The following is a 22,324-nucleotide window of genomic DNA, read 5'->3' as shown; positions in this document are numbered from 1 at the left end:
TTTAAGTATTCTCTACATTGTGTTTTTTTTGTTCATATGACATGATTATTTATAGTCAAGCTAGATGAAAATAAAGAAAAAAGGTTGTGAGACGATGACAAAGAAATTATGGTTCCAAGTAGGGGTGGGTATTTTACTTGGACTACTTATAATAAAATACTTTATTGAAATTAGATCGATTTTCAATCCAATCATCATCATTATTAAAACGATTTTCATCCCTTTACTGTTAGGGGGGGTACTGTACTACATTACGGAGCCGTTGCAACGAGTATTAGAAAAGCGTGGTATGCCAAGATGGGGCAGTTTAGTAACGATTATTGTGCTATTAGCTGCGGCCATAACAAGTGTATTGTTAATTATCGGTAATCCTATTGCTGCGCAAGTAAACACGCTAGTCGATAATGCACCATATATTGGGGAGGAAATTCAAAAGTTAACAGATTATGTGTTTGATAATAGAGAACATCTTCCACCTCAAGTAGAAGAATTTATCAACTCTTTAGTATCTTCAATCCAAGCCATTGCAGTGACGAGTAGTAAGTGGGTTGTGGGCGTTGTGAGTGGTGCAGTAACTGCTACATTTACACTCATTCTCGTGCCATTCTTTTTTGTGTTTATGTTAAAGGATCATGAGAAATTCGCTCCAAACATTTACGGTTTATTTACTGGGGAGCGCCGTGAATGGGTGAAAGAAACATTAAGAGAAATTGATGTGGCATTACGCAGTTATGTGCAAGGACAAGTTCAAGTTAGCTTTTTACTAGCGTTAATGATGTTCGTTGGTTATTTACTTATTGAATTAAAATATTCATTGTTATTAGCGCTTTTTGCGTTTTTTATGAATATGATTCCATTCATTGGCCCATGGGTATCGCTTGTACCGGCTTTACTTGTTGCACTAATTCAAGATCCCGTTTTAGTAATTTGGGTAGCTATTATTACATTAGTAGCGCAGCAGGTAGAAAGTAATTTCATAACACCAAATATTATGGGGAAATCTTTAGATATTCACCCGTTAACAGTTATTTCAATTGTACTTGCTGCAGGGAATATTGCTGGCTTTATTGGAATTTTAATTGCGATCCCGACATACGCAGTTATTAAAGTTATTGTAATAAATATTTACGATGAACGTAAAAAAATTAAAGAAACTGCTACAAAAACTGTGTAGAGGTGAAAAGGAGAGCTACGTGCTTTCCTTTTTTCTTGTCTAGGAAACGGGTATAATAATATACACATTGAATTTTAAAGGAGTACTTTATGTTAACATTTGAACAAAAACAAGCAATTATTGAATCATTTCCTCAGCTTACGAAAAAAGAAATTTCATTAAAGCGTCTGAACTATCATTTCGAGGAGAGTCTTTACGAAAAAAAGATTGTTGTCGAAAAGTTACATCCAAACGGAAATGGTTTTGTTTTCGTAGGGGATTTATTACCATACGAAAAAGAAGCGGATGATAAAGGACTTGTTAATATACGAGATTATGATGAGAAGGCGCTACGTGAAATTATTGCAGCATCGTTAGAATATTTATCAGAGGATATTGATGATACACCAATCATTGAGGTATGGCGTTCTCGCGATCAAGTGGAATTAAAACTAATTTTTGAAAATCGTTCTTGGGCTGTGTACCATAACGATAATTTAGAAGAAGCATTTGGTACGCGTGAAGCAGCGGTCGAATATTTACTTGCAGAAGGTTTCCGACCAGTAAAATAAAGGTGAGGGATACGATGGAAGAGAAAAATATGTCAGGGAAGAAAATGGCGTATATTGTTATGGGGTTAATTATAGCTACTGCTGTATTTATTGTTCTTGTCATTCAATTTTTTTATATGACATATGATCCTGCAAAATATGGTCGTAAAAATGGCGGAATTGATCAAGGGGGCAAAGGGGAGGAATCAGCTCCTTTGACGAATGACTTGTATGAGGCTATAATTATCTCAAATTCGAGATAATTGTAGGGGGCATTAAAAATGCAACATATTTTCAACGATGGTACGAATGGTAAAACATTATTATTATTGCACGGTACAGGTGGAACGGAACGAGATTTATTAGGTTTAGCTAAAGAAATAGATGAAGAGGCAAATATTTTAAGTGTACGTGGTAACGTACTAGAGAATGGGATGCCTCGTTTTTTTCGCCGACTTGCTGAAGGTGTGTTTGATATGGAAGATTTGCTATTCCGAACAAAAGAGCTGTATGACTTTTTAGATGAGGCTGCACAAAAGTATAATTTTGATCGCCAACAAGTCATTGCAATTGGTTATTCAAACGGTGCTAATATTGCTGGTAGTTTATTATTCCATTATAAGAATGCATTACAGGGCGCACTTTTACATCATCCAATGGTACCGAATAGAGATGCGAGCATTCCTGATTTAACAGGTGTCGATGTGTGGATTGGTGCAGGGTTAAATGATTTCATGTGCCCACCACAAGAATCAGAACAACTAGAATCAATGTTAAAAGCAAAAGGTGCAGAAGTAGAAACGTCTTGGTTTAACTACGGTCACCAATTAACTATGCAAGAAGTACAGGCCGCAAAAGCTTGGTACGCTAGAAAATATGCATAAAGAAAAGCGACAGCTAAAGGCTGTCGCTTTTTTATTTCTTTTTAAAAGGTAACCACCAGTTCCAATCACCGAGTAGTTTCATCAAACTTGGTACGAGCATTAAACGAATTATTGTTGCATCAATCGCAACAGCAATCGCAATACCAACACCTATTTGCTTTACTGGCATGACGTCTGTAAAAGCAAAAGCTCCAGTTATAACAATCATAATGAGAGCGGCTGAAGTAATAATTTTACTCGTAGAAACGAGGCCATCAACCGTCGCCTTCGTATTATCAGAGCCATTTAAATACTCCTCTTGGATTCGAGAAATTAAAAATACTTCGTAGTCCATACTTAGCCCAAATACTAAGCAGAAAACAATGACTGGGATAATGAGCACGATTGTACCGGCTTCAATACCGAAATGTCCGTATTGGAAAATATAAACGAGAATCCCGAATGTCGAACCGAGTCCAATAATGTTCATAATAATAGCTTTTAACGGAATTAAAATTGAACGGAATGCAATCATTAAAATGATAAATGTTGTTATCATAATAATTACGAGAGCGAAGCCAATTTTATCTGCAATTTCATCAAAAATTTCTTGGTTGAATTTGGATTGACCAGCAAGTGTAAATTCTACCCCTAAATCTTTGTCTTTCCATTTACGCACAAAATCTTGCGCTTCACTGGATGCTCCGTTTGCATCTAAATTAAACGACATATACATTTTATTACCTTGTACGTAATAATCACGTGTCATTTCTAAATAGCTCGGGCTTTCTGGGTTAGTGATTGCTTGCTGCCACATATCAACAGAGTCAATTTGTGCAGTTGTAAACATAGAATTGACGTTCTTCACAAGCTTTTCAGCAGATAACTTTTCTTGAATTTCGTACATCTTTTGAAGACCCGCTTCATCCTCCCAGCCATCCACTCGCTCAGCTAATAAATACACAGTAGCTTCATTACCTAAACCGAATACTTCAGACATTTTATCGTATGTTTGACGTGATTCGTATGAAGCTGGTAAGGAGTCTGTTGAAGGAATAGTGAGTTTTATATCTTTAATCGGTAACATTGCAATACTAAGTAAAATCAGGGCTATAAAGATAATAAAGACCGGTCTACGCATTACGAATGCGGCAAATTTCTGCCATTTTGATGTAGATGGTTTCACGCGGAATAGCCGCCATTTATTTAAACGATCGCCAAGTAGTGTAATGGAGGCAGGAAGCAAAGTAAGCCCTGATATTATTGCTAATAATACAACAAGCGATCCGCCAAGTGCGATATTTTGAAAAATTTCAACTTTAATGACAACCATTGCTCCTAAACCAATCATCACACAAAGCGCAGAGAAAATGATTGAGCGACCAGCCGTCCGAATGGCAATTTGAACGGCCTCTTCTATAGATGTTGTTGCACGTTCCTCTCGATAACGATTAATAAAGAGCAACGCAAAATCAATACTTAATGCAAGCCCTAGCATCGGTACAATATTTAGTACGAAAATAGATAAGTTGACTGTATCGCTTAGGAATGATAATACACCGAATGCGACGATAACCGTTGCAGCGCCGATAATAACAGGTAGTAGAGAGGCCACAACAGTACCAAACGCTAACAGAAGCACAATAATAGCGATGGGCATTCCAATTGCTTCAGCTTGCATTAAGTCTTTTTGACTTGCGACATTAATATCTTTAGAGATGACAGGTTCACCTGTGATTGATATGCCTTCTTCATTTGCTAATAGCTCGCGAATTTCATCAACAATCGGAAAATAATCGGTTACCTCTGTGCCAAAGTTGAGCATGGCATAAGCAAAATCATCCTTTTGCAATGCCTCGATACCAACTGGCGAAAGTATTTCTTCAATTTCTTCAATCTGTTCTAAATTTTTTAAAATAGCTGTTATTTCTTCGTCAGTTTTATGTTCAAACAGTACAAAAATTGTTTTCGCAGGAGTGCCAAAAGTATTTGCTAGCTCGTTTATCGTTTCAATATGATCATCTTTGACGAAAAAACCATCTCCTTGTAGTTTACTAGGGAGTTGGATTGCAAAAAACGCCATTACTATAAACAAAATTACCCAAATACCAACAATTGCCTTTGCATATTTTGTAACAAATTTCGAGAATGTCAGCATTTCACGACCACCTTTCTTTATATATATTCAATGCAAATGATTCGGTAGCATTATGTAAAAAAAATCCAGATTACTATTGTAACCCGGATAATTAAATATTAAAAGATTAAGTCTAAAAGGAAGTAAAATGCACTAGACATCAGCGCAGATATTGGCATTGTAATAATCCAAGTCATAACGATTTTACGTGCGGTGCCCCATTTAACACCTTTCACACGTTGTGCAGTACCAACACCCATAATGGCAGAGGAAATAACATGTGTTGTTGATACAGGTAAGTGAATCAAAGTTGCGCCGAAGATAACAGATGCAGAGGCTAAATCAGCGGCAGCCCCATTTACGGGACGGATTTTCATAATTTTTCCGCCAACCGTTTTGATAATTTTATAACCACCGATTGAAGTACCTAGACCCATTGCTATTGCACAGGCCAAACGAACCCAACCTTGAACTTCATCTGTAGATTGTAAACCACCTGCGATTAAAGCCATTGTAATGATACCCATTGCCTTTTGAGCATCATTTGTACCGTGCGTGAAAGACTGAAGTGCAGCAGTACCAATCTGAAGTGTACGGAAGCCTTTATTTGTCTTATAAAGATTAAAGTTTTTAAATAGTACTTTAAATATTGACATTACTATGAATCCGGCAGCTAGTGCGATAAATGGCGAGAAAATTAACGCCTGCAAAATTTTAATGAAGCCAGAGTAGTTTAAAATATCAAATCCTGCTGCAGCAATGGCAGCACCTGCAATCGAACCAATTAAAGTGTGTGAAGAGCTTGATGGAATACCATAGTACCAGGTAACTAAGTTCCAAGTTATAGCAGAACAAAGTGCAGCTAAAATAACAACCGATCCAACAAGTGGCGCTTCAGGTGTTGATAATGCAAATGGGTCAACGATATCGCTGGCAATTGCTTTAGCTACTCCAACGAATGTGATTGCCCCTATAAAGTTCATAAATGCAGCCATTAGTACTGCGACGCGTGGAGGTAACGCACGTGTCGATACTGAAGTTGCAATCGCATTTGCTGTATCATGGAAGCCGTTAATAAAGTCAAATAATAAAGCGAAAATAACGATTAATATTGTAATGAGTAATATTGTATCCATTAAAATTTCTCCCGCTCTTACGCGTTACGCATAATAATAGTTTCAATTGTATTCGCTACATTTTGACAGTAGTCCGCGATTTCTTCTAATTGCTCATAAATATCTTTGAACTTAATTAGACGGATTGGATCTTTTTCGTGTAGGAAAAGTTGTTTGATGGATGAACGTAATACTTCATCGCATTCGCGTTCGTAATCTTTAATTAGAATTGCATGTTGACGCATACCGACTAAATCCTTTTTATTTAAAAGATCCATTGCTTTCACGATTTCGTCTGCAGATTTTGTAATATAGCCTAAAAAATCACGCATCGATTGATCGATATCAGTAAATGAAAACATTTCAAAGTGAGCGATACACCCTTCTGTACCATCTAGTACATCATCCATACGAATCGCTAATGCTAAAATATCTTCACGTTCGATTGGTGTCATAAATGATTTATTTAACATGACGATTAATTCATGAATTAATTTGTCCCCAGCAGTTTCGTATTCCTTCATACGAATGCTAATTTCCTTTAAATCTGCAACTGTTTCAATACGGTAGTTATTTGCGTAATGAACTGACTCTTGCACATTTTCAGCAATTTTGTGTAATGCTGAGAAGAATGGGTCTGATTTTCTTGAACTGAACATGGATTGCCTCCTGAGTGTATATAAAAATTTTATTATTGATAAATTAACCTCACTTATCATAACAAAAACTTTAAAAAATCTACACATTTTTTACGTCTGTATCAACAATCTTTACATTACTGTAATATATATTTTGTTCACATATTAGTGACTTAATAACTATACTGACCTGAAACTTTGAATGAAGGGAAATGAAAATAGTCTAGAATTCCTTTTATATCAACGATTTCGCCATTGCTATGCCCAACTGTTGAATGGTGGGATTGGTATTTAATTACCAATTTTCACTCAACGTAATAAAATGAATTGTAAACGTAATGTTAATGCATATAAATCAATATATGTTTATAAAGCTGAAAATTCCTTAAATTAGAAAATGAGTAAAAAATAAAACTGTCCTAGTAGAAAATGAATTCTTACTAGGACAGTTCGTTTTACATGAAATTTTTTAATTCGTTTTGTAAAAATGGGTTAACATTTAACAAGGCAATAAACGAATCGTATTTTATTCGCTCTTCTTGCGTAGCTTTTTTGCCTGTGAAGTAAGCGCGAATTAAAATGTTTTTTGGGGTGTTTTCCATATCGATAAATTCGAGTATTTGCGTTTCATAACCAACGAGTGTTAATAGTTGGGCACGAATTGAATCTGTTGCTAGAGCAGCGAAGCGCTCACGAATAAGACCGTGCTGCGTCATAATATCAAGTTCTGGCGCATTGAGCTGGCGATTGAGCTCATGCTGGCAGCAAGGAACGCTTAAAATGACCTTCGCGCCCCATTTTACTGCTCGGGCTAATGCCATATCTGTCGCTACATCACAAGCATGCAGCGTCACGACCATATCAACAGACGTTTCTTCATTATAATCATTAATATCTCCGACTAAAAATTGTAAATCATCATATTGTAAATCTTGTGCAATGCGATTACATTCCTCAATAACCTCCTTTTTTAAATCGAGCCCAGTGACACGGATATCTAGACCTTTTTCTATTTTTAAATAGTGATAAAGCGCAAATGTTAAATACGATTTCCCTGAACCGAAATCTAAAATGCGTATTTGGCGATCTTCCGGTAAATGCGCAAGTGAATCGTCGATAAATTCAACGAAGCGATTAATTTGCTTAAACTTATCGTATTTTTGTTTTTTTACTTTGCCGTCCTCGGTTTGTACACCTAGGCGAATAAGAAATGGATAGGCAGTCGCATCATCGAGTAAGTATTGCTTTTTGCGGTTATGTGATAAATTAACCTGTTTTTGCTGTTGTGTTTTGTCTGATTTCCAAAGCACTTTGTTTTTCTTAGAAAGTTGTATTTGGATTGACTGATCTGTAAACTGTGCATGAATTTGGCGGAACTGCTCGAGAAGTAAGTCAAAATGATGAGCAAAAGCATCAAGCTTTACATTTTCATGTTTCAAAATACGTTCATATTGGTATTCAATTTGTATCGTATAGACGCCTTTTAATTGTATTGGTTTTAATTTTATTCTTTTTAGTTCGTTTGACTTTTGCCGAGGCTGGCTAATCGTCGCGTAGATTAATGTTTGTTCTTGTAGCAGCGCTAAAAACTGCTCTTTCATTTGTTGGAATTCCATCGCTATGACCTTCTTTTTCATAAATATATTGGCATTAGTGTATCATAAGAGCACTTTATAAGGGGATTTAAAAGATGAAAGGAAGAAAGAGATTTTATACTAAAAATCTTTTTTAGTAGCTTCCAAAGTTCCGGGTGTATTTGTGCCTTGAGCTTTTATTATGGTACGATAAAGCCAATTATCCGTTACGGGGGCGAACGAATGAATACACTAAAAGAAATTGAAACTTTGAATGAGCGCGGCATTCTAGTTGGCGTAAATTTGAAAAGTGATGAGCATTTCGAATATTCAATGGAAGAGCTCGAAAATTTAGCGGAAGCATTAAATGTTGAGGTTGTCGGGATAGTGACACAAAACTTAGAACGTGTCACACCATCACATTATGTTGGTACGGGTAAAATCGCAGAAATAAAAGCGTTTTATGAGGAAACGGATGCGAATATCGTTATTTTTAATGATGAGTTATCGCCATCGCAAATTCGTAATTTGGAACGTGAACTTGAGTGTAAAGTAATTGATCGTACGATGCTTATTTTAGATATTTTCGGTCGTCGTGCGAAAACACGTGAAGCACAAATGCAAGTCGAGCTTGCCCAATTACAATATATGTTACCCCGTTTAGTTGGACTACATGCTTCGCTATCTCGTCAAGGTGGTGGTACCGGTGGAGGATTTAAAAACCGTGGTGCCGGTGAAACGAAGCTAGAGCTGGATCGCCGTAAAATAGAGGACCAAATTGCCAAGCTGCGCCGCGATTTAGAACATGTACAAGCTCAGCGTGATACGCAGCGCAAGCAACGCCGCAAAAATGCCGTGCCAGTCGTATCCATTGTTGGTTATACAAATGCTGGTAAATCAACCATTATGAATCAGTTGTTACGAAGAATGGGACAGGAAGATTCGAAGCAAGTATTTGAAAAGGATATGCTGTTTGCAACACTTGAAACGTCTGTGCGCAATATCGAGCTTTCAGATAACAAATCTTTTTTACTAACAGATACAGTTGGTTTTGTTAGTAAATTACCGCACCATTTAGTAAAGGCATTCCGTTCAACACTTGAAGAAGCACGTGATGCAGATTTACTGCTACATGTAGTAGACGTATCAAATGAAGAATATCGCTTTATGATGGATGTAACGAATAATACGTTAAAGGCAGTTGGTGTAGAAGATGTCCCGACAATTTATGTATATAATAAGTCGGATTTGGCAGGTGTCGAGTATCCATTAATTAGTGGGGATAATATATGGATTTCAGCGAAACAAGGTATAGGACTTGATGAGCTAATACAAATAATTCGCACAAATATATTTTCTAATTATATACAATGTGAAATGCTTATCCCTTATGATGCAGGTGCTGTTGTATCATATTTAAACGAATATGCGACCATTCAATCGACAAGCTATGAGGAACAAGGAACGTTACTTTCACTTGAAATAAAAGAAGCAGATTATAAAAAGTATGAACAGTATATCGTGAAATAAAAAAGTGTCCCGAAAAAAATTCGGGACACTTTTTCTTTTTTTTAACACACATCATTCAAGATATATAATCGCATAATACGTAAAGATGTTCAAAGAGCGAGGCATCTTGCATCGTCCTGCTGCACAAGCAATACCTATCTAAAAATAATAAAAATTTATTCTAAATATAGTGAATATAAAATAAAACCTTAAATTTCTAACATTTTAATAAAAGCTTGAAAAAATATTTTTCATGCTTTATTGTAATGAAATATAGTTTTCTGACGATTGCAATATTGTGAGTTGAATTGTCATTAAATTTAAAAAGTTTACTAAAGAACGGAAGAGGGTATTTTTATGTTAAGTAAAGATGAAATAGTCAAATCCGTGCCTCAAAAAGGTTTTTTTGGACATCCTAAAGGGCTGTTCACATTATTCTTTACGGAATTTTGGGAACGATTCTCATATTATGGAATGCGCGCCATTCTTATCTTTTTCATGTACTACGAATTACATGAAGGTGGGCTTGGATTAGACCGTGTAACAGCGAACTCAATTATGGCGATTTATGGATCATTAGTTTATATGTCAGGAATTATCGGTGGTTGGCTAGCTGACCGAGTATGGGGTACGCAAAAGGCGGTATTCTACGGTGGTATTATGATCATGATTGGTCATATCGTTCTGTCATTCCCTGGTGGCGTAACAATGTTATTTATATCAATGTTCTTCATTGTTATTGGTACAGGGCTATTAAAACCAAACGTATCATCCGTAGTTGGTGATTTATATGCAGAAAATGATGCTCGTCGAGATGCAGGTTTCAGTATTTTCGTTATGGGGATTAATATGGGAGCATTCCTAGCACCATTAATCGTAGGTGCTGTTTCAGAAGCAACTAATTTCCATGTCGGCTTTGCAATTGCGGCAGTAGGTATGTTTGTCGGATTAATCGTATTCTTGTTAACAAAGAAAAACTTAGGTTTAGCAGGTGCTGCACCAAGCAATCCGATGAACGCGGAAGAAAAGAAAAAAGCAATCCGCAATTTCGCTATTGGAACAATTGTAATTGCGATTGGCGGTTATATTGCCTACTCAACAGGAAACTTAACTATTGAAACATTTAGTTTATTAATTACAGCGCTCGGTATTTTATTACCGATAGCCTTCTTTGTTGTTATGTATCGAAGTCCAAAAACAACGGCAGATGAAAAATCTCGTTTATTGGCATATGTGCCGTTGTTTATTGCAGCCGTAATGTTTTGGGCGATTCAAGAGCAAGGAGCTACTATTTTAGCGACTTATGCGGATACACGTACAGATTTAATGGTAGGAGACTTTAAAATTTCACCAGCGTGGTTCCAATCGTTGAACCCGCTGTTCATAATTATTTTAGCACCTCTATTTGCTTTACTTTGGGTGAAGTGGGGCGAAAAAGGACCATCAACACCTAAAAAATTCGCCTTCTCATTATTTTTTGCAGGGGCATCATTCTTCGTAATGATTATCCCAGCTACCATATCAAGTGGGGATACTTTAGTTAGCCCATGGTGGTTAGTACTTTCATTTTTACTTGTTGTAATTGGGGAATTATTATTATCTCCAGTCGGCTTATCTGCAACAACAAAACTAGCCCCAGCGGCATTCGCGGCACAAACAATGTCTTTATGGTTCCTAACAAGCGCCGCTGCCCAAGCGATTAACGCACAACTAGTTCGTGTATACGAAGTAGTGAGCGAAGCAACGTACTTTGGAGTGCTAGGTGGTATATCTGTCGTACTCGGCTTGATTTTATTAGTATGTACACCAATCATCTCGAAAGCGATGCGCGGAGTGAAATAGAAAAAAGAACAATCTCAAAAATATTTGGGATTGTTCTTTTTTTGTGCGACTAAAGGGAAATACTTAAAATTCTGATTATGTAATTATTATCCCGTGGTATATAATGGAATTGTGGATTGCTCGAGGATGATGTTAATGAAAGAACATTGAATCAGTTAGCACCGAAGATTTACTCTTTTCATTTACACAGTGCTGCGCATGGGCAGGCTATACAAAAGGAGGCTGTGAAAATATGTTAGAATTAGTTGTTGTAAAAGAGATGGAGACATTAGATGAACTAGAACAAGTAAGACAACTAGAACAGGCGATATGGTCAACATCCTGTACACCGATTCACCAGCTTGTTGCTTTTATTAATAATGGCGGTTTTGTATTAGGAGCTTATTTGAATGATGAGTTAATCGGGTTTAACTACAGTTATGCTGGGTTTGTTAGTGGTGAGCACTATTTATACTCGCATTTATTTGGTGTAAAACGAGAATTTCGCGAGCTAGGGGTAGGCGAATTATTAAAGCTATATCAAAAGGAACAAGCGCGTTCATATGGTCATAGCAAATGTAAGTGGATATTTGATCCACTCGAAACGCGTAATGGTTATTTAAACTTTACTAAATTACGTGGCTATGCAACAACGTATGAGGCGAATGTATACGGTCAATTAAATGATGACTTTAATAAAAAATTACCGTCAGATCGTGTTTTTGTCGAATGGCAATTAGAAGACGACGATGCACTTCGCTGGTATGCTAAAATTGAGGAGCTGCTAGAGGAAGCAGAGGAATTAGTACCTTGGTCCTTTAGTCTTGTCGGGTTACCTATGCTTGATGCGCAAAATATATTTGATCCGGCATTATCGTATCACCGAGATGCATATTTACTACCAGTGCCACAGTATTTCCAAAAAATAAAAGTTGAAAGCCCCGCGTTAGCAGAAGACTGGCGTTATAAAACGCGTACAATTTTTGAAACGATGTTTAAACAAGGTTATGCAATTATTCATTTAGTAAAAGGGCAAGGTCAGGAAGCCGTTCATTTTTATTTACTAGTAAAAAAATCACTGTTCGCTCTGTAAAGGAGACAGTATGAAAATAACAAAAGTAACGATATACACGATGAAGATGCACATGAAAAGCCCTTTCACAACGAGCTTTGGTACACTTCAAAATAAAATATTCTTATTAATAGAGGCAAAAGATGAATCAGGACTTACCGGTTGGGGTGAAGGGGTCGCATTTGATGCACCTTGGTATACAGAAGAAACGGTAAAAACAATGTATCATATGTTGGAGGATTTTCTTATCCCAATGCTATTAAATAAAGAAATCACACATCCTGATGAAGTGAGTCAGCTTTTTGCACCAATTCGCCGTAATCAGATGGCGAAATCAGCAATTGAAGGCGCAGTATGGGATATCTACGCTCAGCAAAGAAACATACCGCTTTCTCGTGCACTTGGAGGTGTGTCCGATAAAATTGAAGTCGGCATTAGTATCGGGTTGCAAAATACGACTGAAGAGCTATTAACAGTTATTAGTGGATTTTTACAAGAAGGCTATAAGCGCATTAAAGTAAAAATTAAACCGGGAAACGATGTCGAGTTAATTCGTTCGATTCGTTCGCGCTTCCCAGATGTACCACTTATGGCTGATGCTAATTCAGCATATACATTAGCTGACATGGAGACGCTAAAGGCACTCGATTCATTTAATTTAATGATGATCGAACAGCCACTTGCATGTGATGATATTGTCGATCATGCACGATTACAAAAGGAAATAAAAACACCGATTTGTTTGGATGAAAGCATTACTTCTTTTGAAGATGCAAGAAAAGCAGTAGAATTAGGTAGTTGCAAAGTTATTAATATTAAAATTGGTCGCGTTGGTGGGATTACAGAGGCGAAGAAAATTCATGATTACTGCGCAGAGAAAGAGATCCCAGTATGGTGCGGTGGTATGCTGGAGGCAGGCATTGGTCGAGCACATAATATTGCTCTAACCTCGTTATCGAACTTTGTAATGCCGGGCGATACGGCAGCTTCAAATAGGTACTGGGAAGAAGATATAATTATGCCTGAAGTAACAGTAGAGGACGGTTTTATTACTGTGCCGACAACTGTAGGTATTGGCTATGAAGTGAATCGTGCAGCAATTGAGAAATATTGCATTGCAATTAAACATTATATGTAACTAAATATTGATAAAGTAACTATAGGTTGTTTGAAAGTACGATGAAGTACTTTTGAACAACCTTTTTCAATGCAACGTAATTGTGAAAAAATGTGCTATTAGAATGATACATAGAGGCTGTTTTTGTTAAAAAATACTGAGAATCGCTCAAAAAAGACCGAAATGATTTTATTTTCACATAACTTCATTGATTATCGTTCTCAATCGCAATTTGATTTTCAATATATACCTCGCTATAATGGGAAACAGAGATAATATGATAATCATTTTCAATGAGAATCGTAAAATATAGAAGATTAACGGAGAATGAGATGAAACTATGGTATTTAATTGTCGCCACTGTAATACTGTCATGCATTTCCTTATTCCTTGGTGCGAAAGATATTACGCCACTGGATTTGCTTGATTTTTCTTCAGAAGAGACAGAAATATTTATAATTAGCCGTGTACCCCGATTAATTGCAATTATTTTAGCAGGTGTCGGCATGAGTATCGCTGGTTTAATTATGCAAAGCTTAAGTAGAAATAAATTCGTATCGCCAACAACAGCAGGTACATTAGATGCTGCAAAACTAGGTGTCTTAGTCGCAATGATTTTTACGAGTGCTACTCAAACACATAAAATTGTATTTGCCTTTACATTTGCATTATTAGGTACGCTGTTTTTCATGCAGTTATTAAACCGTATCAAGTTTAAAGACGCAATTTTTATTCCACTCGTTGGAATTATGTTCGGGAATATTTTATCCTCGGTAACGACATTCTTCGCCTATAAAGCGGATATTCTACAAAACGTTTCAGCTTTTATGATGGGTAGCTTCACGCTTATTATTAAAGGAAATTACGAGTTATTATATGTGAGTATTCCTATTGTATTTATTACGTATCTATACGCAAATCGTTTTACAGTAGCGGGGATGGGAGAAGATTTCTCCAAAAATCTCGGTGTAAAATACAAATTTGTTGTTAATTTAGGGCTAATCCTTGTAGCACTTATTTCTACAACAGTAATTTTAACTGTCGGTGTTATACCGTTTTTAGGGTTAATCATACCAAACATTGTTTCTATTTATAAAGGAGACAACTTATCGAAAACATTACCGCATACGGCTGTGCTTGGTGCACTATTCCTGCTTGCTTGTGATATTGTTGGTCGTCTTATTATTTATCCATATGAGATTCCAATTAGTTTAACAGTAGGTGTGATTGGTGGCGTGATTTTCCTAATCATGTTGTTTAGGGGGCGAGCATATGCGAAATAATGCGCTTAAATTAGGGATTTTAGCAGTACTAAGTATTATTTGTATTGCCCTATTCGGTCTTTACGATATTAAAGGAAGTTTTGATTATGCCTTTCCACGTCGTATGATTAGAGTAATGGCAATGATTGTAACGGGGGTAGCAATTGCGTATTCAACTGTCGTATTCCAAACGATTACGCATAATCGTATTTTGACCCCTTCTGTTATGGGGCTTGACTCGATGTACATGGTTGTGCAAACACTTATTTATTTCTTCCTTGGATCTTCGTCGATCTTAGTTATTAATAAATATTTCAACTTTGGAATTTCAATAATTGCAATGGTGCTGTTTGCGCTTCTTTTATATCGCATTTTATTTAGAGCCGACAAGCATACAATCTACTTTTTATTACTTGTTGGGATGATTCTTGGGACTCTACTCGGAAGTATTACAACGTTCATGCAAGTTATTATTGATCCGAATGAATATACGGCTTTGCAAAATAAAATGTTTGCAAGTTTTAATAACGTGAACGGAGATTTGGTTTGGGTGGCAGCGGCTATCTTGCTTGTCGCATTTATATACGGCTATACAATTATGAACAAATTAGATGTTATGTCGCTTGGTCGTGAAACAGCGATGAATTTAGGTGTTAACTACGACCGGATTGTTATGAATGTATTAATTTTATCATCTGTATTAATTGCTACTTCAACAGCACTTGTTGGACCGATTATGTTTTTTGGTTTAATTGTAGCGAATCTCTCGTATCAATTCTTTGCAACGTATAAGCATACAGTTCTTATTGCGGGTGCAAGTTTAATTAGTATTATTGCATTAGTCGGTGGTCAGTTTATTGTAGAGCACGTCTTTGAGTTTAGTACGACGTTAAGCGTAATTATTAACTTTATTGGCGGCGTATACTTTATCTATTTATTACTGAAAGAGAGTAGGGCGGCAGGATGATTCAAGTAAAGAGCTTAAGCAAATACTTCGGCAAAAAAGCCGTTGTAGAAGATGTGAACGTAACAATTGAAACAGGTAAAATTACGTCGTTTATCGGACCAAATGGTGCGGGTAAATCGACATTATTATCGATGGTCAGTCGCTTATTAAGTGCAGATACTGGAGAGGTATTGCTCGATTCAAATGATGTTCGTCAGTGGAAATCAGAAGAGTTTGCAAAGCGTGTATCCATTTTAAAACAATCAAACTTTATGAATGTGCGTCTAACTGTCCGTGAATTAGTATCTTTTGGTCGCTTCCCGTATTCACGTGGTCGTTTAACATCAGAAGACATTGTGCATGTTAACCAGGCATTAGAATATATGAACTTGCTTGAAATGGAAGATAAGTTTCTAGACGAACTATCAGGTGGTCAACGTCAGCGCGCCTTTATCGCAATGGTTATTGCTCAAGATACGGATTATGTTTTGCTAGATGAGCCATTAAACAATTTAGATATGAAGCATTCTGTTCAAATAATGAAAATACTACGGAAGCTTGTTGATGAACTTGGTAAAACAGTTGTGATTGTATTGCATGATATTAACTTTGCATCTGTTTATTCAGATCGCATTGTAGCTTTAAAAGATGGACGTGTTGTAAAAGATGGTCCTACAAACGAAATTATTAATTCAGATGCGCTTAAACAAATTTATGACATGCATATCCCTGTTCAAGAGCAAGATGGCTGTCGAATTTGTGTATACTTTAACTCGCATTCTTAATGTGTAGTTGAGAATGACTTCGGAAATATGTAAAATAAAACTTTAAAAAATATAACGAATTCTATATAAAATCCTTTATAAACATTGATTTATAAAGGATTTTATAGTTTTGGAATTATGTGACTAAAATTTGTGGAAACAGTTGACAATGAGAATCATTGTGACTATAATGAGAATTGTTCAAATGATAATGATAATCATTACGAGCTGGCAAACAACAATAATACCATTTTTAAATAAAGAATAGGAGAGTTTTAACAGATGAAAAACTGGAAATTACTTACCGTACTTATAGCGATGCTAGTATTCGTACTAGCTGCTTGTGGATCTTCAGACGAAGGGACAAAAGAAAAAGAAGAAACAACTGGTTCTACTGGAAAAGAACAAACGGAAAGCAATGAAGAAGCTTCAGCATTCCCAATGACTATTAAATCAACTGTTGAAGGGTATGAAGATGTAACTTTTGAAAAAGCACCAGAAAAAATCGTAGTATTTGATTACGGTTTCCTTGATACTTTAGACGCGTTAGGTGTTGAAGTAACAGCTGTTGCAAAAGGTAACTTCCCTGAGCACTTAAGCAAATTTGCTGATGATAAATATTTAAATGCTGGCGGTTTAAAAGAGCCTTTATTTGAAGATATTGCTGCTATGAAACCGGACGTTATTTTCATCTCAGGCCGTCAAGGTGACGCTTACGAACAATTAAAAGAAATCGCTCCAGTTGTATTCGTTGGTACTTCAAACGACGATTACTGGAACTCATTCCATGCTTCAGTACAAATCGCTGCTGACTTATTTGGCAAACAAGCAGAAGTTGACGCTAAATTAGCAGAAATTGATGCTGCAATTGAAGAAGTAAAAGCTATCTCTGGTGCTTCAGATGAAAAAGCTTTAGTAACACTTTACAATGAAAAAATCTCAGCTTACGGTCCAGGTGCTGGTTCACGCTACGGTTTCGTACACAGCGTATATGGTTTCCCAGCTGCAGCAGAAGATCTTGAAAACTCAACTCACGGCGCACAAATCAGCTATGAGCAAATCCTTGAAATCAATCCTGATATTTTATTTGTAGTCGACCGTTTAGCTGCTACTGGTGAGAAATCAAATATTTCAGAAGCATTCAATAACGATATTGTTAACAAAACAAACGCTGCTAAAAACGATAAAATCATCTACTTAAACGGTGCTCTTTGGTATTTAGCAGGTGGCGGTTTAACTTCTGAATTACTAAAAGTAAACGAAATCAAGGCTGCATTACAATAATAAATACAGAGCTGTCCTTATACAGGGCAGCTTTTTTTAAAAGGGAGGTTAGAGTATGTTCATTCAAATGAGACGTTTTATCGTCACAGAAGGCAATGCAGAAAAAGTGCTAGAGCGTTTTACGCGTAAGCCAGATCAAGGGCCATCTTTAGTTGAACAACAACCAGGTTTTATCGGTCGTGAAATTTTAGTGAAAAAAGTACGTCGTGGTGATGAAGAAGTAGTAATGATTATTCGCTGGGAATCAGAAGAGGCATGGAAAAACTGGGAGAAGAGCCCTGAGCATATTGCGGGTCATAAGGCGAAGTTAAAAGAAGGTAAGCCTGCACAACCAGAATATATTATTGAATCATCCCACGCAAATTATATGGTTGTAGAGTAAGCGCTCAATATCGAGTGCTTTTTTTGTTTTCTACATGTTTTTAAAGTAGTTTATTCATATAATATGTTAAGATAACGGAAGAAAATTAAAGGTGGAATATTGATGAACAAAAGGATGTATCTATTAGCAGTTGTAACATTATGTATTTTCTTCGGGCTTCGTATAACTTATAATACACCTAGTATTATTGCATTTGATGAAAAGATGTCCGATTTACTTGAAGGCAATACATTTATTATTTTCTTTCATTATATCGGAGAGCCCATTTTTGTCGTTCTTGTTGGGCTAGTTTTAATGATATGGTTATGGGTACGTGAGCGTAACTATCGTGGGATGTTTTTTGTATTGCTTACTTTTGGCGCCGGGAATGTGGTAAATCAGCTATTAAAAAAATGGGTTGAACGTCCGAGGCCAGAGATGCTTGACCAATTAACTTCGTATAGCTTTCCGTCAGGGCATGCGATGACGGGCATGTTATATTTACTTACAATCGCTTATTTATTATCGGAAGTGTTAACGGATCAGAAAAAAGTGCTACTCGTGTGGGTTATAGCACTCGTGTTAATATGCTTAATTGGTTTATCACGCATTGCAGAAAGCCGCCATTTCGCTTCAGATGTTCTTGCAGGATGGAGTATAGGTTACACATGGTTTGCTATTTGCGTATTCTGGTATGAGCGTCGCAAGCGCATTTTTCATTCGGTGAATTTACAAGAACGTTAATTATTATGGGAATTACCAAGGGTGCGTCTGAAAAGTCATTTTAAGACCCCGATTTGCGACGAAGATAGTGATATTTCGATATGACAACTGCGTAAATAAATGTATTATGAAAAATTTATTATAAAAATACTAGGCTGTCATGTAGGTTATTACTTATAGGCAGCCATTATTTTTTATCTTTTAAGTTGGTTATTAACAAAAAGTGTTACTTAGTCTAAAAAAGTTGTTATCGGGAAACATTTCGCATATAATACTATTAAAATATGAGAAATGGTGGAAATTCATGGAGGGTAACGTATTATTAGCACTTGGTTTAACATTGTTTGCAGGGCTTGCAACAGGTGTCGGAAGTTTGATTGCCTTTTTTACATCGAGAACAAACACGAAATTTTTATCCGTCGCGTTAGGCTTTTCAGCAGGTGTCATGATTTATGTATCATTAGTAGAGATTTTCGTTAAAGCTAAGGATTCACTAACAGCTGCGCTAGGGGTTAAAGAAGGTTATTGGATGACCATTTTGGGCTTTTTTGGTGGTATTTTACTTATCGCGCTTATCGATAAATTTATACCGAATAAAAATAACCCACATGAAGTGCGGACAGTAGAAGATGTGAATGCTGTTGAAGGTAAGCAAATTGCAGAGGCAGATAAATTGATGAAAATGGGAACATTTACGGCACTCGCAATTGCGATTCACAATTTCCCAGAAGGCATCGCGACATTTATGTCAGCTCTTCAAGATCCGAACCTTGGAATAGCGATTGCTATTGCTGTTGCAATTCATAATATTCCAGAGGGGATTGCTGTCGCTGTGCCAATCTTCTATGCAACAGGTGTACGTATGAAAGCATTTAAATTGTCGTTACTTTCTGGGTTAGCTGAGCCTGTAGGAGCACTTGTCGCATTTCTTATTTTAATGCCTTTTTTAAATGATATTATGTTTGGTGTTGTATTTGCCGGTGTGGCAGGGATTATGGTATTTATTTCTCTCGATGAATTATTACCAGCAGCGAAAAAATACGATGAAACACATTTATCGATTTACGGTTTAGTCGCAGGAATGGCTATGATGGCGGTTAGTTTAGTATTATTAGCATAAATATGTGTATATCTTGTGCAAAAGAAGTAAGAACCCTCAAACTGATTTTCTAATTAGAGGGTTCTTTTTGCTATACTTATATATTTATATCTCTATCCCAAAAGCGCTGTCGTGTAATTATTTTAATAAAGTCATCGCCGAAATTTGGGTTTCCTGTTGCAAAAAGTATGCCAGGGCCAATTGGAGCATTAATAGCATTAAAGTATGATGCTCCACTAGAAGCGATTCCAATTGGCTTGTAATGTTTATAAGCTTGTCGAATATAGTCCGTCATATCACTATTAAACTTCGCTTGATCAGTAGCTGTTCCACCAACGACATATAAAGAATCGAAGAGAACTGGGGCTGTCGTTAAAAATGTCTCATCCACTTGTAGTTTTGCACCGTCCAAACTTGATACAGGATTGAGCTTTTCTGATATCACTTTATAGCACACACCGTAACGTTTGAATGTTTTTATCATTTGATTTACTTCAGCTGCATTAAAGTTCTTTCCGATAAGAATGCCTACTTTTAATGTTTGAGGTGCGAATGTCGTATTTTTTTGACTTAATGCAGGGGAGGAAGCTGTGATATTCACTTGCATCCCTTTCGGAGGATTTACGCCTAGGCGATCAGCAAGTGTCGTAGCTAAAGCTTGATCAACATGGACAAACATATTCACAACTTGCTGTCTAACACTTCTGCTTTGCACTTTCCCAACTTCAAATGTAAAGGCATCGAGTATATGTTGTTTTTCAGGTGGAGACATACTATTCCAAAATAGCCTTGCTTGTGAGAAATGATCATTAAAGGATTGGCTTCTTCCTTGAATAACACGCCCCTCGACTTTATCTGCATAATGAACATACCCGCCTTCAGCTGCAGTGCTTGTCGAAGGGGTATTGTTGGCAAGTGAATTTTTATGGTAGCTTACTTTTCCTACATTAATCATTTGGCGGCTAAATCCGTTGCGCTGATTATTATGGAACGGACATAGTGGTCGGTTAATAGGTATTTCAGTAAAGTTTGGACCGCCAAGCCGTAACAATTGTGTATCTAAATAAGAAAATAATCTTCCTTGAAGTAAAGGATCATTTGAAAAGTCGATACCGGGTATTACATTGCCTGGATGGAACGCTACTTGCTCGGTTTCTGCAAATACATTATTAACATTGCGATTTAGCGTTAATTTACCAACTTTTTTTACGGGAATAAGCTCTTCTGGCCATATTTTTGTTGCATCTAAAATATCAAAATCGAATTTAAATTCATCGGCGGGGTCGATCATTTGTACACCAAGTTCATATTCTACAAAATTACCAGCTTCGATTGACTCCCATAAATCACGGCGCTGGAAATCAGGATCTTTGCCGGAGATTTGTTGCGCTTCATTCCAAACGAGTGAATGGACACCAAGTATAGGTTTCCAATGGAACTTTACAAATTTAGAATGTCCATCTGCATTGACCAATCTAAATGTGTTAACACCGAACCCTTCCATCATGCGGAAATTTTTCGGTATTGCACGGTCCGACATAAGCCACATAACCATATGGGCCGTTTCTTGATTGTTTGCAACAAAATCCCAAAATGTGTCGTGCGCTGTTGCAGCTTGTGGTATTTCGTTATGTGGCTCAGGTTTAGCAGCATGAATAAGGTCGGGGAATTTTAGAGCATCTTGAATAAAAAACACAGGGATATTATTGCCTACTAAATCGAAATTTCCATCTGGGGTATAAAACTTCACCGCAAATCCACGTACATCTCGAGCGGTATCTTGTGAGCCTAAACTACCGACAACATTTGAAAATCGAACGAATACAGGTGTTTTTGTGCCTGGCTTTTGTAAAAATCCAGCTTTCGTAAATGGAGTCATTGATTCGTATAATTCAAACTCGCCATGTGCGGCATATCCTCTAGCGTGGACGACACGCTCTGGAATACGTTCGTGGTCAAAGTGAGTGATTTTTTCGCGGAAATGAAAGTCCTCCATTAAAGTCGGTCCTCTTAACCCTGCTTTTAAAGAGTCTTCATCATTTGAAATTTTCACACCTTGATTTGTCGTCATCTTTTTTCCGTCATTATTCACTGTAAAGCCTTCAAGCTGTTGCTCTTTTTTGTTTAATTCGTCATTATTTTTTTGATTATCCATTAAATCTCCTTTCTAAATTTTGAATACCAAATAGCACAAAACTTAATAAAATATATGTGCATTTCATTTTTTCATGTATATAAAAACTATCCGTTTTGGCACAAATAAAAGAGACAGCAATTTTTAGGATTCCAAATAGCTGTCGCCTCTAAAGGTTATTTTATTTAATAATATTCGATG

20 protein-coding genes are annotated in these 22,324 nt (G+C 36.7%); 15 read left to right on the top strand and 5 right to left on the bottom strand.

Annotation, left to right across the window (positions count from 1 at the left end; all coding sequences use genetic code 11):
• The first annotated feature begins 94 nt into the window (after window positions 1–94).
• From AAFN87_RS16285 to AAFN87_RS16270, 4 genes are all read left to right on the top strand, one after another.
• Complete coding sequence (locus AAFN87_RS16285) at window positions 95–1,174, top strand: AI-2E family transporter (protein ID WP_347792119.1); 1,080 nt, start codon at window positions 95–97, stop codon at window positions 1,172–1,174.
• Window positions 1,175–1,263: 89 nt separating this feature from the next.
• On the top strand, window positions 1,264–1,725 hold the full coding sequence (locus tag AAFN87_RS16280; RefSeq protein ID WP_347792118.1) for a hypothetical protein: 462 nt from the start codon (window positions 1,264–1,266) through the stop codon (window positions 1,723–1,725).
• Between the two features lie 14 nt (window positions 1,726–1,739).
• Window positions 1,740–1,967, top strand: coding sequence for a hypothetical protein (locus AAFN87_RS16275; protein WP_347792117.1), 228 nt, complete (start codon window positions 1,740–1,742; stop codon window positions 1,965–1,967).
• A gap of 18 nt (window positions 1,968–1,985) precedes the next feature.
• A complete protein-coding gene (locus tag AAFN87_RS16270; protein ID WP_347792116.1) occupies window positions 1,986–2,588 on the top strand; it encodes an alpha/beta hydrolase in 603 nt (200 codons plus the stop codon).
• 31 nt (window positions 2,589–2,619) lie between these two features.
• Here the strand turns inward: AAFN87_RS16270 and AAFN87_RS16265 are convergent, their stop codons facing one another.
• From AAFN87_RS16265 to AAFN87_RS16250, 4 genes are all read right to left on the bottom strand, one after another.
• Window positions 2,620–4,725: an MMPL family transporter gene (locus AAFN87_RS16265; protein WP_347792115.1), complete on the bottom strand. Its 2,106-nt coding sequence runs from the start codon at window positions 4,723–4,725 to the stop codon at window positions 2,620–2,622.
• Window positions 4,726–4,823: 98 nt separating this feature from the next.
• Complete coding sequence (locus AAFN87_RS16260) at window positions 4,824–5,840, bottom strand: inorganic phosphate transporter (protein ID WP_347792114.1); 1,017 nt, start codon at window positions 5,838–5,840, stop codon at window positions 4,824–4,826.
• 17 nt (window positions 5,841–5,857) lie between these two features.
• Window positions 5,858–6,478 (bottom strand): DUF47 domain-containing protein, encoded by a 621-nt coding sequence (locus AAFN87_RS16255; protein WP_347792113.1) that lies wholly within the window; start codon window positions 6,476–6,478, stop codon window positions 5,858–5,860.
• Window positions 6,479–6,912: 434 nt separating this feature from the next.
• A complete protein-coding gene (locus AAFN87_RS16250; RefSeq protein WP_347792112.1) occupies window positions 6,913–8,073 on the bottom strand; it encodes a class I SAM-dependent methyltransferase in 1,161 nt (386 codons plus the stop codon).
• Between the two features lie 201 nt (window positions 8,074–8,274).
• Here AAFN87_RS16250 and hflX point away from each other — a divergent pair, with 201 nt between their 5' ends.
• From hflX to zupT, 11 genes are all read left to right on the top strand, one after another.
• Window positions 8,275–9,561: a GTPase HflX gene (hflX, locus tag AAFN87_RS16245; protein ID WP_347792111.1), complete on the top strand. Its 1,287-nt coding sequence runs from the start codon at window positions 8,275–8,277 to the stop codon at window positions 9,559–9,561.
• A gap of 336 nt (window positions 9,562–9,897) precedes the next feature.
• On the top strand, window positions 9,898–11,382 hold the full coding sequence (locus AAFN87_RS16240) for a peptide MFS transporter (protein ID WP_347792110.1): 1,485 nt from the start codon (window positions 9,898–9,900) through the stop codon (window positions 11,380–11,382).
• 232 nt (window positions 11,383–11,614) lie between these two features.
• Window positions 11,615–12,454 (top strand): GNAT family N-acetyltransferase, encoded by an 840-nt coding sequence (locus AAFN87_RS16235; RefSeq protein WP_347792109.1) that lies wholly within the window; start codon window positions 11,615–11,617, stop codon window positions 12,452–12,454.
• A 10-nt stretch (window positions 12,455–12,464) separates the two neighbouring features.
• On the top strand, window positions 12,465–13,571 hold the full coding sequence (menC, locus tag AAFN87_RS16230) for an o-succinylbenzoate synthase (protein ID WP_347792108.1): 1,107 nt from the start codon (window positions 12,465–12,467) through the stop codon (window positions 13,569–13,571).
• Between the two features lie 311 nt (window positions 13,572–13,882).
• Entirely contained in the window at window positions 13,883–14,833 is a 951-nt protein-coding gene (locus AAFN87_RS16225; protein ID WP_347792107.1) for an ABC transporter permease, read from the top strand.
• Window positions 14,823–15,779, top strand: a complete 957-nt coding sequence (locus tag AAFN87_RS16220; RefSeq protein WP_347792106.1) for an iron chelate uptake ABC transporter family permease subunit — start codon at window positions 14,823–14,825, stop codon at window positions 15,777–15,779. The genes AAFN87_RS16225 and AAFN87_RS16220 overlap by 11 nt, the downstream gene beginning before the upstream one ends.
• Complete coding sequence (locus AAFN87_RS16215; RefSeq protein ID WP_347792105.1) at window positions 15,776–16,543, top strand: iron ABC transporter ATP-binding protein; 768 nt, start codon at window positions 15,776–15,778, stop codon at window positions 16,541–16,543. The genes AAFN87_RS16220 and AAFN87_RS16215 overlap by 4 nt, the downstream gene beginning before the upstream one ends.
• Window positions 16,544–16,804: 261 nt before the next feature.
• Window positions 16,805–17,806 carry a siderophore ABC transporter substrate-binding protein gene (locus tag AAFN87_RS16210; protein WP_347792104.1) on the top strand — a complete coding sequence of 334 codons (1,002 nt, stop codon included), beginning with the start codon at window positions 16,805–16,807 and terminating at the stop codon, window positions 17,804–17,806.
• Window positions 17,807–17,861: 55 nt separating this feature from the next.
• The gene (locus AAFN87_RS16205) at window positions 17,862–18,188 is read left to right on the top strand and encodes an antibiotic biosynthesis monooxygenase family protein (RefSeq protein ID WP_347792103.1); all 327 of its coding nucleotides are present in this window, start codon (window positions 17,862–17,864) and stop codon (window positions 18,186–18,188) included.
• A gap of 102 nt (window positions 18,189–18,290) precedes the next feature.
• A complete protein-coding gene (locus AAFN87_RS16200; protein WP_347792102.1) occupies window positions 18,291–18,911 on the top strand; it encodes a phosphatase PAP2 family protein in 621 nt (206 codons plus the stop codon).
• A 283-nt stretch (window positions 18,912–19,194) separates the two neighbouring features.
• On the top strand, window positions 19,195–20,010 hold the full coding sequence (gene zupT, locus AAFN87_RS16195; RefSeq protein ID WP_347792101.1) for a zinc transporter ZupT: 816 nt from the start codon (window positions 19,195–19,197) through the stop codon (window positions 20,008–20,010).
• A gap of 76 nt (window positions 20,011–20,086) precedes the next feature.
• Here the strand turns inward: zupT and AAFN87_RS16190 are convergent, their stop codons facing one another.
• Window positions 20,087–22,144 carry a catalase gene (locus AAFN87_RS16190; protein WP_347792100.1) on the bottom strand — a complete coding sequence of 686 codons (2,058 nt, stop codon included), beginning with the start codon at window positions 22,142–22,144 and terminating at the stop codon, window positions 20,087–20,089.
• Window positions 22,145–22,324: the final 180 nt, after the last annotated feature.

The sequence above is a fragment of the Solibacillus sp. CAU 1738 genome (genome assembly GCF_039888725.1).
In the GTDB taxonomy this organism is placed as follows: Bacteria; Bacillota; Bacilli; order Bacillales_A; family Planococcaceae; genus Metasolibacillus.
Note: the sequence above shows the minus strand (reverse complement) of the source record. Positions and strands in the feature narration are given on the sequence as shown.